Below are 13,808 nucleotides of genomic sequence, written 5' to 3' on the forward strand. Positions count from 1 at the left end.
TTTGTGTGTTTTCGTACTTTGAATCGTGGATCTTGTGGTGTGTGGGCGCTAAATGACGTGATATTTAGGCGTCTGCACCATCAAGAATGACACAATCTGGAAATGCATCGCGAAAATCTTGCGGTACAGTCACAAGGTCATACTTGGTTTGGTAGTCACCGAAAATGTCGGGCTGACTTGCACGTCTAAAGTCGAGCTTTTTCAGTGACTTCAATTTGTATAATATCGCCGGAAACTCATAGAAGTGATTGTAAGATAAATCAAGCTCTTCAAGTTTGGTCAGTTTTTTTAGGCTGGCGGGCAATTCCGACAGGTGATTGAAACGCAGGCTTAATCGAGTAATGTCAGTATAATGCTCGAACCCTTTTGGCAAGGCCCCCAGATTACAGTTCTCAAGGTTAAGTTCGCGAATAGTGCGTTCTTTAGGTAACCATGTTGGTAATACCGTTTTTAGATCTGTCACATAGCCATCAGTTAAATAATATTGTGGCCCTTGGTGACAATCTTGCCGTTGTTTCTCATTGGCATTTGCGAGCACGAGGTGAAAACCGCATCCTCGATGCCAATTGAGCGTCTCGCCCTCAACTAAATCATTAATCGCATCGACACGTATTGGCGATTCTTCGTTACGAGGCAATTCTTTACGAGATAAAAGGTATAACAAACCATCACCATGATGATGGAAATATTCGCGAGAAAATGCCAAGCATAGATCTTCACCCCAATGTTTCACCCGTCGAGACAACCGCTTATAAAATTCCCCCTCACCAGCAGGCATGCCTACATCGTTCAAGTCACGTACGTCATGGAACATCACTTTGTCGTGAACGGCCTTCTGGAACATCCCGCAGCCTTTGCCTTTGAGTAACTCACGCATTTTATTGCGAAAGGCTTTATCTGCACTGGTTTTTAGCACATAAAACATCGGCATTAACATCTCATCGGTAACACCACCTTGCTCGAGCATCGCAATAGCTACCAGATGGGCGCTCTGATCCGGTGAGCGCAGCATGGCGATAATATTATCGATCATGCCTTGCTCGCTTGATTCAGGCTGTTGCATAAACTTGGGGGCTTGGTGCTCAAACCACTCATTCAATGCCGTGTCATCAATGAGGGTATGAATAGCGTGATCAATTTGAGCGGTGGCGACAGGATCCTTACCGATCACTACATGGGTTACTTGATCGTCGAGCTGCTTGGCAAGGGTGAATTGGTATTCTTTGGCTTTTTTATTGAGTTCTGCCTGCTTAAGGTAGCTCTTGCCACAGATAAACAGTCGGCTATTGGCATCCAATGGCTTTGCTTGCAGGTTGCGTTTTGCCTGTTCACCAAGCCATTTCATTGTACCGGCATGCAGGGGTTTATAGCCTGCTTCCAAGAAGGTTAGATGCAATAGCGGATCGTCACAGACTAGCTGTGCAAGATTGGTTGTGTTGTAAAGCAGGGTGAATAAACGCGATTTGGTTGCATCTGGTAAATCGCTTTGCTGGAGAATACGGCTTTCATCAACTAGCTGTGCACCCCTGCGTGCCATTTTAGCCCGTTTAAGGGTAATGTTGTGTGCGTATAATCGTCCGTGTAAGTGCCTTAACATTTCAATCGGTTGCGATTGTGGGTGCGGTTCTAGTTTGACGGATTTTAAATCGGATACGGTGAGCAATTCATTAAACGTCATCTCTTTCGCAGCATTCGATTTTGCGTCCATAAAAATATAGGCGTACTTGAGATCGCTCATGGATGAGAGATCCCCCAAGCCAGAAAGGGCACAGTTGGTTAATGTTAAGTAGCATACGTTTTGGTGTGCTCGCAATCCGGCTGGAAGTTCAGTACCCACAGCTTTGTCGATAGATAGCGAAACGAGCGATTGCATCTGAGGCCAAATGTCGCTATTCATCGCCTGGCCTGTTATTTCTAAGTTTCTAAGCTGGGGGGCTGCGGTAAGTGCGCCAATGTTGGCCAAACTAAGCGTTGGCGCAATAAGTTTTTCAAGATCTGTGCATCGAGTGAGCAGAGGATGTAACGTCGTATAAGCGACGTCTTGCATCAGAGTCAGTTCGTACTTGATTGTCTCGATGCCTGACAAAAACGCAGGGGGGATTTCGCCAGCCATACCCGGAAGAGACAACGAAAGATAATTTATATGCTTAAGATCCGGATATAGATTTTCGGGTATGACTTTTCCGGCTAAGTGAAAGTTGAATTTGTCGCATTCAACCAGCCCATTGATTTGAATCTCGCAGCCTTTTTGGAGCGACTTAATGCCGAAATCCAGACGTTTCATCTTTTTGGGTGATTCAATCTTCGTTTCGCCAAGTTTGTGGACTTGCAGTAACAAACTGTCAAATTGGCGAGGCATTTTGTATGTTAATGAAAGTGGTGCTTTGCTTTTGGGTTGATTGATATTGAGGTGTTTCAGGCGATCACATAGTGAGAAATCAAGATTGACGTTGTCTACATCCACTAAATTCAATGACAGTTGATGTATTCGAGGTATTTCTTCTTTGGGGATGGCAATATCACCAGACAATACCGTTACCGAAAGTACTTTGTCTTGGTATCGGCTTAAAAATAACCCTAGATCTGCGCCATTATTTAAAATGGCATCTCCAAGCATATTGGTAATGAGGGGCATTTCGTCCGTATTAAGCCCCGTCAGGTCAAGTGCTGCATCTGTCGCTAGTTCATTTAAGTTAGGGAAGGCACGGAAAAAATCAGCATTGAGAGTGCGAGGCGCACACGTCACGCGGTCTAAAATCTCCCTGACATTCGGGAATGCAGCGCCAATGTCGCTCCACACAGGTTGCTCTGCTGTACCAAAATATTCAATGGTTTTGATTTTTGGGTTGCAGACGAGGCCATCAGCTATGAGTGCATCAGTGAGTTTTATTTTAGTCATTTTGTACCGTGCAGTTATTATAAAATTTAAGTGGTAGATGTAAGTTTTATTACTCTCATAATTACATGTCGGTAACAAAATAAATATTGAGACAATAAAGCAATCGAGGAACATTATAAATAATATAAATATTTATTGGGATAGACCATCAACGTAAAGTTGTTCTATCGTGATGGCGGTGGATATTGAATTCTTGCGTTATCTTGGATTCTATATGAAATAGATTAGCTAATAGGTTCGTATTATGAGTAAGTCAGTCCAGCAACAAATCGGTAATGTTGCGCTTGTTGTTGAAAATTATGATGATGCCATTGATTTTTACACAAAAAAGCTACAATTCACGCTGATTGAGGATACCGATTTAGGTGGAGGGAAGCGGTGGGTACAGGTATCACCGCCAAATTCAAACGGGACGAATTTGCTATTGGCCCAAGCGAGTACAGAAGAGCAATTGAAGTCAGTAGGTAATCAAAGCGGTGGCCGTGTCTTTTTATTCTTGCAGACGAATGATTTTTGGCGAGATTACGAACACATGAAAGCAAATGGGGTGGTATTTAACGAAGAGCCGCGTGTCGAGGAATATGGCACTGTTGTGGTATTCCAAGATCTCTATGGCAATAAGTGGGATTTGCTGCAACTCAAGTCTCGTTGATTTTGGTTCGAAATATTCCCCCTCCAACTCCCCCTTGATCTTGAAAAGAAGGGAGAGTCAGAGTCGATTTTCTAGGGAATCAGTCGCCTGTTATTTCTGCGCTTGTTCGATGGCTACAGCAACGGCTACAGTCGCACCGACCATCGGGTTGTTGCCCATGCCGATCAGTCCCATCATTTCAACGTGGGCTGGTACGGATGAAGATCCGGCAAACTGGGCGTCGGAGTGCATCCGCCCCATAGTGTCTGTCATACCGTATGAGGCTGGGCCCGCAGCAACGTTGTCTGGGTGTAGGGTACGGCCTGTACCGCCACCAGAGGCAACAGAGAAGTAGGCTTTGCCCGTTTCGAGGCGTTCTTTTTTGTAGGTACCTGCTACTGGGTGCTGGAAGCGGGTCGGGTTGGTGGAGTTGCCGGTAATTGAGATGTCGACATTTTCCCGGTGCATGATCGCAACGCCCTCGCTCACATCATCAGCTCCGTAGCAGTTGATCTCGCCGCGTGGGCCTTGGGAGAAGCGACGTTCTTCGACAACGCGCAATTCGCCGGTGTCATAGTCATACTGGGTTTGTACGTAGTTGAAGCCGTTGATACGGGAGATCAGGTAGGCGGCATCTTTGCCTAGGCCATTGAGGATCACGCGCAGCGGCTGTTGGCGTACTTTGTTGGCATTAAGGGCGATTTTGATTGCCCCTTCGGCGGCCGCATAGGATTCATGACCGGCAAGGAAACAGAAGCATTGGGTTTCTTCGCTGAGCAGGCGTGCGCTCAAGCGGCCGTGGCCAAGGCCGACTTTGCGTTGGTCTGCAACGGATCCCGGAATACAAAAAGCCTGCAGGCCTTCACCGAGATAGTCTGCGGCTTGGGCGGCTGTTGTCGCGCCTTCTTTTAGGGCAATTGCCGCACCCAGGACATAGGCCCAAGACGCATTTTCAAATGCAATCGGCTGGGTTTCCTTGACGATCTGGTATGGGTCTACGCCTTGCTCCTTGCAGTATGCCTGAGCCTCTTCGAGTGATTGGAAACCGTACTTTTCCAGTACTGGGGTGATTTGGTTAATGCGGCGGTCGTAGCTTTCAAATAGTGCTGCCATGATGATGTCCTCGATAAATCGTTGTCGTTAGCTGGCTTGGTGACGGTGTCACAGTCAATGATGCAGGTTGCACATCTCACTCATGGCGCGGGTCGATAGTGCGAACCGCTTCGTCGAATCGGCCGTATTGGCCCGTAGCCAGTTCCATTGCTTGCTCGGCGGGCGTACCTTTACCGATGGATTCCATCATTTTCCCAAGATTGACAAAGCGGTAGCCGATGATTTCGTCGTTTTCATCGAGGGCCAGTTTGGTGATATAGCCTTCCGCCATTTCCATGTAACGTGGCCCTTTGGCGCGTGTACCGTAGTGGGTGCCGATTTGGCTGCGTAGGCCCTTGCCTAAGTCTTCCAGCCCGGCGCCAATTGGCAAGCCGTCCAGTGAGAAGGCGGTCTGGGTACGGCCATAGACGTACTGAAGGAAAATTTCACGCATTGCAACGTTGATGGCATCGCACACCAAGTCGGTGTTGAGTGCTTCGAGGATAGTTTTGCCGGTGATGAGTTCAGAGGCCATTGCTGCCGAGTGGGTCATGCCTGAACAGCCGATTGTTTCGATAAGGGCTTCTTCGATAATGCCGTTTTTCACGTTCAAGGTCAGTTTGGCTGCGCCTTGTTGCGGGGCACATGTGCCAACACCGTGGCTGACACCGGAAATGGCAATTACATCTTTCGGGCTCACCCAGCGGCCTTCGACAGGGATAGGGGCTGACGCATGTTGTGGGCCACGTTGGATCGGACACATATTTTGAATTTCAGTGGAATATTGCATTGCTCTTGCTCTCAGTGTCAGCTTGAAATAGTGAGCAAAGAATGGGGGAGGATATACGAACGCTAACAACATTCCGCTTTGTTGATGAGAACAAAGACAGATCCCCGGCCATTCAGTGCCGTGTTGCTAGACGTCATTATCCTTTTTGAGCAAATGGCACAAGGCCGATCAAGAAAGGCGGTTAAAGGAGGAACATCATCTCCCGCCAAGCGGTAGGGCGCTTGGCATGGTTGTGGGTATTGCCGCAACCGATGGATAAACTATACGCCAAATTATGAAAAATGAACGTGTAATAATGGCAATACTAGATTGCATTATTGAGTGACGGATACGGAAGTGCTGCATAACGAGGGGCGAGTTAATCAACCTGCGACGAAATAAAATTTGCCAAATCCTGACGTAGTTTTACATTAGCCGAACATTGTTTTTAATTTGGGGAGCTATCCTGAGCCCAATTGTTTAGGAGAGACCCTATGAAAAAATTTGCTATCGTCCATTCTGCCTCCCCTCAGAGCGTTCCTGCCACATCAGCAAGAAAGCCGAAGCGGGCGGTGGCAATGATTGTTGCGGCGCTGGTGATGTCGCTTGGGATGCCGGGCATAGCTGAGGCGGGTGGCCGTCATCATCATAAACACCACAAGCACAAGCATAAACACCATCATCACCACCACCATCATCACCATTACAAGAAGAAGGTTGTGGTCGTGCACAAAGAGCCGAGGCACCACCATTATCATCGAAGCCGTTTGCCGGAGATCGCGACATTTGCCATTATCGCCGGTGCAACATATGCCATTATTGACAATCACTACTACAAAAAACGTGGTGATAGCTATGAATATGTCGCCAAACCCCGCTAATACCGCTTTGCCATTGCCACCTTTGGGGGTGGCAATGAGAAAGTTACCAAACGAAGCATTTGAAGATAAGCAGGATCACGGTAACGGTGATCAGCCCTAGCCATCCCAATGTTTTGGTGACTGTTTCAGGTGAGTGTGAATTGAAGTGAGGGAATAAAATCGCCCCGAAGCTGATCATCGGAAGAAAACCGTACAGCTGGCCGAAATGGCTTGAGGTTCCTATGGGAAAGGGAGGGACAAGTGTATGAATGACAATGTAAATGCCATAGACTGCCATCGCCCAATAGGCTTCCCTGCGGGATGGATTGTCCTCGCCTGACCAGAAATAAAATCCGCTTAACACGAAAAGTGTAATAAAACTCAGCAACTCATCGCTCCATCTTATCAATGGCTGTTCGCGGTATAGGTTGAATAGTAGATATCAACCTTTATCGGCAAAAGCGCATTGATACCCCCAAGTTTTTCTACCACGGATGCAAACGCACCCTGTTGGCCGAAGTGCTGGCAGAGTTGCTCATAGCGGGTAGATGAAGAAAATAAGATATGTGCGAGCTGCTGTGCATTGACATCCAGCGTTAATTGGCTGGTTATGATCTGACGTTCAACAAGTGTTTTGTAATCACTCAGGTTGATGGCGTGATCATAGTTGGATGGGGTTGCTGCAGTCTCGATGCCTAGCAGAGACATATATTCGCAGAGCAAAACCTCGAAATCGTACACAATGACGGTGGCATTGGCGGCGCAGACCCGCTCAAGCTCCGTCACTAAGGCATCGGACTTGGCATAAGAGAGCGAACCGGCGAAGGTGACGACATCGGCACAATGGTCGGGTAATGGTAGGTGTTCCCCTGAGCCCTGTGAGTAATGGATGCCATCTGCGGGCTTAGTTTGATCCAGCATATCTTGGCTTGGATCGACACCGTAAACGTTTTGGCAGTAGTGGCTAAGCGCAACGGTTGAAATGCCCGTTCCACAGCCAATATCAACGCCGCAGGCAAGGTGCTGTCCGGCCAGGATCTCGTTGAGGATCATCTGGTGGAGCGGTGGCCGATAGGCGGCATAATGCTGTGAAATTTCGCTGTTGTATTGTTCGCTCATGGGCTTCCGTCCTTGTGATCTGCTTAATTAGCGGTTTGGTTTTATCTGCATGATTTTAAGTCTGAAAATCACCAAGTCAAACGGTTAGCCATCAGGTATTTCGAGCCAAGGAGCAAGTGGCTTGTGTGCATTGCTTATGGGTAAAGTGCTGGGACTTTGCCAAGGGAGAATAAAGATATTCGTATAAGAAGTCTTGAGAGCTGTGAGTTGCGTAAATATGGTTATAAAACCACCAAACACGGTACATTTTGATGCTTGCGGCAGTAAACATCGTTTAAGTCACTAAAAAATAATAACAAGCTGGTTACACTGGTGATAAGTACCTGTTTATGGAGGGAGCCATATGAGTATTACATCGCTAGGCAGTGACAAACTGTATCGCGCTTCTGAGTTGAATGGCTTGCCCGAAGACTGCAAGTCAACCAAAAATCTAACCCCGCTTGATGAGATCGTCGGTCAGGAACGTGCCCAGAAGGCCGTTGAGTTTGCCATGTCGATCAAGGAGAAGGGTTACAATATCTATGCCATCGGCCGTAATGGTTTGGGTAAGCGAACCATGGTATTGCGCTACCTGAACCGCCATGATCCTAACGGTAATGGTCACCCCCTTTATGATTGGTGTTACGTGGCCAACTTTGACGAGCCTCGCAGCCCTCGTATTCTGACGTTGCCAGCTGGGCATGGTCAGGCATTTAAAAAAGATATCGAAAAGTTGATGACCCGTCTGGTCAAGGCGCTGCCAATGGCTTTCGATAACGAAATGTATTTCAGTCGTTCGGAAACGCTGAAAAATCAGTTGGCGGAAAAGCAGCAAGGGGCATTGCTGTCGTTGACCAAGGAAGCACAGGAAAAAAGTGTGAGTCTGTCGGTAACGCCAGCAGGTGATTACCAGCTAGTGGCGCTTAACGGAGAGCAGCCGCATACCGAGGAGTCGTTTGCCCAACTGACCGCCGAGCAGCAGAAGGCGTTTGAAACAGTCATCAATGACTTGGAATACAAGCTGCGTGGCATTGTTCGTGAGCTAACAGAGTACGAAGAAGAATTCTCTGACAAAATTCAGAAGCTCAACGAAGAAGTTGCGCTGGATGTAGTTACCCACTTTATCAAGCCGCTGCTTGAGAAATACAAGCCGTTGCCGGATGTGAAGAAGTACCTCAAGGCGATGCAGGCTGACATTCTTGATAATCTTGAAATCTTTCTTGAAGAAAGCGAAGAGCAGGTGGCACTGGCCTATGCTGCCCTCGATAAGAAGATGCCTCGGCGCTACCAGATCAATGTGTTGGTCAATCAGGGCGAAGAGCAGTTTCCTATCGTGGTGGAGGAAAGCCCCAACTACCACTCTATTTTTGGTTATGTCGAAAATGCGACCTTCAAAGGCACGGTGTTTACCGACTTCTCTTTGATTCGAGCGGGCAGCCTGCATCGTGCCAACGGTGGGGTCTTGCTGATGGATGCGGTGAAGGTGCTTGAGCGGCCGTATGTTTGGGATGGCCTTAAGCGTGCGCTGCGTTCGCGCAAGCTCAGCGTCAGCTCGCTGGAGAAGGAAGTGACCCTGTCCGGGACGATTTCTCTCGATCCTGAGCCGATCCCGCTTAATGTGAAGATCATTTTGTTCGGTGACTACCAGACTTACCAGTTGTTGCAACACTATGATCCTGAATTTAGCGAGCTGTTCCGGGTGACTGCAGATTTTGAGGATGAGATGCAGCGCACTGATGAGTCGGAGGCGCAGTACGCCAAGTTTATCTCCAGCATCGTAAATGATAACAATATGTTGCACTGTGATCGCAAGGCGATCGCCAGGATCATCGAATACAGTTCGCGCCAGGCCGATGATCAAAACAAATTGTCGTTGCATTCGGCCGATATCGCCAATCTGCTGCGCGAATCCAATTACGTTGCTAAATCCTCCAATGCAACCATGATCCGGGCGACCCATGTTGAGCAGGCGTTGCAGAGCCAAGAGAAGCGGGTCAGTCGGCTTAAAGATCATGTCATGCAAACCTTCACTAATGGTACGACGCTGATTGACACTTACGGTGAAGTCGTCGGGCAGATCAATGGCCTGTCGGTGATTTCAACGTCCGATTATCAGTTCGGTGCTCCGAACCGGATCACGGCAACCACGGCGTATGGGGCTGGTGGGGTATTTGATATCGAGCGCAGCGTTGATTTGGGCGGGCGTATTCACTCGAAAGGGGTGATGATTCTATCGGCATACCTTGCGTCGATGTTCGGCCGTGAGAACCGGATCCCGCTGACGACGCATATCACGTTCGAGCAGTCCTACGGGGGCGTTGATGGTGATAGTGCTTCAATGGCCGAGCTGTGTGCGATTGTTTCTGCCTTTTCACAGGTTCCTCTACGTCAAGGCGTGGCCATTACCGGCTCGATGAACCAGTTTGGTGCCGCCCAGCCAATTGGTGGGGTGAACCAGAAAATTGAGGGATTCTTTGATGTGTGCAGCATCAAGGGGCGTGAGTCTGGTCAAGGGGTGATTATTCCGGCCTCCAACGTACATAACCTGATGCTGCGCAAAGACATTGTGGAAGCGGTTGAGCGCGGTGAGTTCCATATCTGGGCCATTAGCCACGTCAAGGAGGCCATCTCGATTTTGACGGGCCAGCCAGCCGGTGAAATGGCACTGGACGGCAGCTATCCTGTAGATAGCGTATTGGGACAGGCTCAGCTTAAGCTCAATGCGCTAAGGCGTTAGTGGCTGGCGTATCGATCGCACTGGCTGAATATTATTGATAGAAAATCCCGGCATTGTCCGGGATTTTCTTATTTTTATCCGTCCTGTTTTGTTTTCAACATACTGAAAATAAAGGGCTCGGTTGGCGTTTTAAAAGAGTGAACAGAATATGAATATCAGCCTCAAGAAAGGTTAATACACCGTATCGTATCGTTGAGGGTAACAAAGCACAGAACACTGGGAGAAGCTCATGATTAGTGTCGTAATTATTACCCTGAATGAAGAAAAGCGTATTGGCCGTTTGTTGGAGGATTTGTCTAACCAGACGTACCGTGATTTTGAAGTGGTTGTAGTCGATTCCAACTCCGAGGACAAAACCTGCGAGGTTGCCCGTGGGTTTGGAAAGGCTTTTCAAAACTTGATTGTTCACCGTATGGATGGCCGTGGTACATCGCTCGGCCGTAATACGGGGGCGGAACTGGCAACCCATGAGCGCTTGTTGTTTCTTGATGCCGATGTGCGGTTGGCGCCGGATTTCCTCGCTAAGGCCATGCATCAGTTCAAGAAGAAACCGCTGGAAGTGGCAGGTGTCTATATGAATGGTGATGAGCTGGCATTGGGTTACCGCTTGGGTTACGGCCTGTTCAATGCGGGTTTGTTGGCAACATCGTTCTTTTTCCCGACAGCGGTAGGTGCGTGCATCTTTTCAACCAAGCATGCCCACCAGAGAATCGGTGGTTTTGACGAGAAAATAGTGCTTTGCGAAGACTGCGATTATGTTAGACGCGCTTCCCAGACGTTCAAATTCCGGATGCTGCCGCTGACATTCAGTTTTGATCCGCGCCGCTTGGAGCAAGAAGGTTTTTTCAGCATGGGGCTGACATACTTCAAGGCCAATGTCCGCCGCTTCTTCTTTGGTGAAATGCGCAACAACGAAATGGATTACAAATTCGGCCATTATGAGGATCAGACCAAGAGCACAGCGGAACAGCAAGGCGGAGCGGCGTAATGCTGTCTTGGTGGGTACTGTTTGGCGGCGCCCTGTTGGACGCCGTCATCGGTGCGAATTTTTTTGTCCACGGCGAACCGTTTTTTGTGGGCGCTGGATACCTGCTTAGTACCGGGGTCTACTATGGGGTACCGGCGGTGTTGATCGGAGGCTTTCTGGGCGATCAGATCAGCTACATGATTGGGCGAAAGTACGGCATGCAGGGGCGGCGTTACGTTACGGCAAAGTTTCCCAAATCTCGGCGCGCTTTTGCCAGGGCAAAGCTGGAGCTCAACAAACGCGGGGTATTGGTGATTGCAATGGCAAGATTGCTGGGAGCCGTGGCATGGGTGATGCCGTTCTTGGTGGGATCCTACCGAGTATCTTGGGCCAAATTTACCTTGTGGTCGAGCATCGGGCTGGTAGTGGGCATCGGCCAGTTCATTGCGTTGGGCTACGTTGGCAGCAAGGGGATATCGTTTTTGCCGCCTTGGTCTGATATTCAGCTGGTTCTTCAGGAAAACGCCATATTACTGTTCGGTGTGGTGGTGGCTGTCATTTTCAGTGTGGTGTGTTACCGCCGTTTTCGCCGCCATAAGGCGAAGTTCGGGGCGATTGTTGCCAGCTGGCTATTGGTAATGCTTGGGGTGAATTATATCCACTTTTTCAACTCATCTGCCTACCAGTTTGATGAGCCGCTGGAGCCTCATACTCAAGTGGTGAGCTCGTTGGGGCAGCTCGACTACCATGTTTACTCTGGCCTGTCGGCGGTTTATGACGACTCACAGCCCATGAATATCGTATTAATTGGCGCATCGCCTCAACAGCTGATGAAGGAGCTGGGCTGGATTCAGAACAAGACCTTTTCGCGTGACGAGATCAGCTTCAGCGTGTACTTGGACTTGCTGCGTCGTCAAGAGCCCCCGATATCCGATCTTTATTGGAACAAACAGCCGCAGCGGTTGGCTTATCAGGAAAAAGGGGATTTAGTTAAACGCAACCATATGCGCTGGTGGTTCGCTGGGGTAGATGCTGTAACGCAGCAAGATATCTGGCTGGGAGCGGTGAGTTACGATAACCGTCTGGAGCTGTCTTTCTACAAAGGGATATTAACGGTGCTACACGGTATTGACCCGTATGTGGATGTCGAACGGGACAGGCTGGCCGAACGGGCGCAGGCGCAGGGATGGCAGGTTTCCACCTACAAGGTGAGTGAGCCGATTAACTTTACGCAGGATCACGAATTTTATACTGACGGTCATGTTGTAGTGATAAAAAATAGTGCTTGAGTGATTGTCACTACCGTGGGACTCATGGGAAGATGGATACGCCCAAGTTACCTTGCTTGGGGATCTCTTTTTTAAGCGCGGCTTGTCTGCCGTCGTCCCATTTTAGGAACTATTGATATGATGCAGGCAGAACGCCGTGCTGACCTCATTTTGCTCGCGACCACCGTACTGGCTGCCGCAGGATGGATTTTTTCGAAGGAAGCGATTGCCGGATTGCCGCCGTTTGGCTTTATCGGGTTGAGATTTTTTATTGCCTCTTTGTGTCTGCTACCCTTTTGCTGGCGCTCGTTTCGACATGTGAGTCGCTCGGACATCGCGAAAGCCATGGGGGTGGGGTGTTTGCTAGGTACCGCGCTCTTGATGTGGATTTATGCGATTTCAGCCAGTGATACGCTGGGGGAAGGGGCATTTATCATGAGTTTGTCGATGCTGTTTGTGCCTTTGGTAGGCTGGCCGCTGTTCAAGCAGGCACCGCCAAGAATCTTCTGGCTAGCGTTGCCTATCGCCGTGATGGGACTATTGATGCTCTCGTTAGGGGGCGGTAATGGTTGGCAGTTCTCCTTGAGCCAGAGCTATTTTATGGCGGCGGCCGTGATGATTGCCGTGCATTTCAATTTCAACAGCAAGTATGCCCGTCGCCTGTCGACATTGGTGCTAACCAGCTTGCAGTTGTTTGTTACCGGTTGCCTTGGTTTGTTGGCCTCACTGTTTTTTGAATCTGCACCTGTGAGTGTCAGCGCGGAGATCTGGGGTTGGTTCTTGCTAAGTACCTTGGTGGCAACCAGCCTGCGCTATGTGATGATGACCGCCGGGCAGAAAGACAGCAGCCCGGTTAATGCGGCGATTATTATGATTTTGGAACCGGTTTGGACGGTGGTTCTGAGTGTGGTGTGGTATGCCGAAGCCATGCCGGATTATAAGCTGATGGGCTGCGCATTAATCTTGACGGCCTTGTTCACCTACCGTGGTGCGCCGCTGATTTGGCGATATCTAAAACAACGCCGAGTTGTCCAGCAGCAAGAGCGTGAAACCCAGCAGGCATAATGAATAATGGGACAATCTGTTAATGCCATTATTGGCAGATTGTTCCTATCGTGTAACGACTGATTCTGCAAAACCAACCCTATTAAAATCACCTTGTTTCTAAAGAACCTTTCCTTGTCGGTTTTAGCGACATCCCTCAAGCCTCGTAGCAATAAACTGTATATAAGCACCGTTAGAATGTTCTATCCCGAAATATACAAAATTGATTCTCTATTAACGAGCCCCCACTGGCTCACTTTTGCCCTTGCTCTTTATTTAAAATTCTGATTTATATTAGTTTATTTTGTTGTCTTGTGTGTATATGAGATCTCGTTAAATCCGAGTTCTTACTTTGCGTGGGGCTAAAAAACGCTTCATGAGAATATGCATCAATGTTAAGTTGCTGAATATAAAGGATTGGATTGGCTGTGAGTTCTGTGGAA

The 13,808-nt window shown here is 48.7% G+C and carries 11 protein-coding genes and 1 riboswitch; of the genes, 6 read left to right on the forward strand and 5 right to left on the reverse strand.

What is annotated here, in order from left to right; translation table 11 throughout:
* Window positions 1-64: 64 nt before the first annotated feature.
* Window positions 65-2,899 (reverse strand): leucine-rich repeat domain-containing protein, encoded by a 2,835-nt coding sequence (locus ABT56_RS23315; protein ID WP_053062523.1) that lies wholly within the window; start codon window positions 2,897-2,899, stop codon window positions 65-67.
* Between the two features lie 244 nt (window positions 2,900-3,143).
* Here ABT56_RS23315 and ABT56_RS15885 point away from each other — a divergent pair, with 244 nt between their 5' ends.
* Window positions 3,144-3,551 carry a VOC family protein gene (locus ABT56_RS15885; protein ID WP_047879866.1) on the forward strand — a complete coding sequence of 136 codons (408 nt, stop codon included), beginning with the start codon at window positions 3,144-3,146 and terminating at the stop codon, window positions 3,549-3,551.
* 90 nt (window positions 3,552-3,641) lie between these two features.
* Here the strand turns inward: ABT56_RS15885 and ABT56_RS15890 are convergent, their stop codons facing one another.
* Both ABT56_RS15890 and ABT56_RS15895 read right to left on the reverse strand, forming a co-directional pair.
* Entirely contained in the window at window positions 3,642-4,643 is a 1,002-nt protein-coding gene (locus ABT56_RS15890; RefSeq protein WP_047879867.1) for a GGGtGRT protein, read from the reverse strand.
* Between the two features lie 76 nt (window positions 4,644-4,719).
* Window positions 4,720-5,412: an iron-sulfur cluster assembly scaffold protein gene (locus ABT56_RS15895; protein ID WP_047879868.1), complete on the reverse strand. Its 693-nt coding sequence runs from the start codon at window positions 5,410-5,412 to the stop codon at window positions 4,720-4,722.
* A 120-nt stretch (window positions 5,413-5,532) separates the two neighbouring features.
* Window positions 5,533-5,624: riboswitch (Fluoride riboswitch) on the reverse strand.
* A gap of 261 nt (window positions 5,625-5,885) precedes the next feature.
* On the opposite strand from ABT56_RS15895, the gene ABT56_RS15900 reads away from it, so the two are divergent.
* Complete coding sequence (locus ABT56_RS15900; RefSeq protein WP_240478332.1) at window positions 5,886-6,272, forward strand: hypothetical protein; 387 nt, start codon at window positions 5,886-5,888, stop codon at window positions 6,270-6,272.
* Between the two features lie 43 nt (window positions 6,273-6,315).
* Here the strand turns inward: ABT56_RS15900 and ABT56_RS15905 are convergent, their stop codons facing one another.
* Window positions 6,316-6,639 carry a hypothetical protein gene (locus ABT56_RS15905; RefSeq protein ID WP_047879869.1) on the reverse strand — a complete coding sequence of 108 codons (324 nt, stop codon included), beginning with the start codon at window positions 6,637-6,639 and terminating at the stop codon, window positions 6,316-6,318.
* A 17-nt stretch (window positions 6,640-6,656) separates the two neighbouring features.
* Window positions 6,657-7,370: a class I SAM-dependent methyltransferase gene (locus ABT56_RS15910; protein ID WP_047879870.1), complete on the reverse strand. Its 714-nt coding sequence runs from the start codon at window positions 7,368-7,370 to the stop codon at window positions 6,657-6,659.
* A 343-nt stretch (window positions 7,371-7,713) separates the two neighbouring features.
* Between ABT56_RS15910 and ABT56_RS15915 the strand changes: the two genes are divergently transcribed.
* From ABT56_RS15915 to ABT56_RS15930, 4 genes are all read left to right on the forward strand, one after another.
* Entirely contained in the window at window positions 7,714-10,086 is a 2,373-nt protein-coding gene (locus ABT56_RS15915; RefSeq protein WP_047879871.1) for a Lon protease family protein, read from the forward strand.
* A gap of 229 nt (window positions 10,087-10,315) precedes the next feature.
* Window positions 10,316-11,074 carry a glycosyltransferase family 2 protein gene (locus ABT56_RS15920; protein ID WP_047879872.1) on the forward strand — a complete coding sequence of 253 codons (759 nt, stop codon included), beginning with the start codon at window positions 10,316-10,318 and terminating at the stop codon, window positions 11,072-11,074.
* The gene (locus ABT56_RS15925; protein ID WP_047879873.1) at window positions 11,074-12,342 is read left to right on the forward strand and encodes an LssY C-terminal domain-containing protein; all 1,269 of its coding nucleotides are present in this window, start codon (window positions 11,074-11,076) and stop codon (window positions 12,340-12,342) included. Before ABT56_RS15920 ends, ABT56_RS15925 begins: the two co-directional genes overlap by 1 nt.
* 120 nt (window positions 12,343-12,462) lie before the next feature.
* Complete coding sequence (locus tag ABT56_RS15930; RefSeq protein ID WP_047880024.1) at window positions 12,463-13,386, forward strand: DMT family transporter; 924 nt, start codon at window positions 12,463-12,465, stop codon at window positions 13,384-13,386.
* Window positions 13,387-13,808: the final 422 nt, after the last annotated feature.

Source organism: Photobacterium aquae (assembly GCF_001029445.1).
Lineage (GTDB): Bacteria > Pseudomonadota > Gammaproteobacteria > Enterobacterales > Vibrionaceae > Photobacterium > Photobacterium aquae.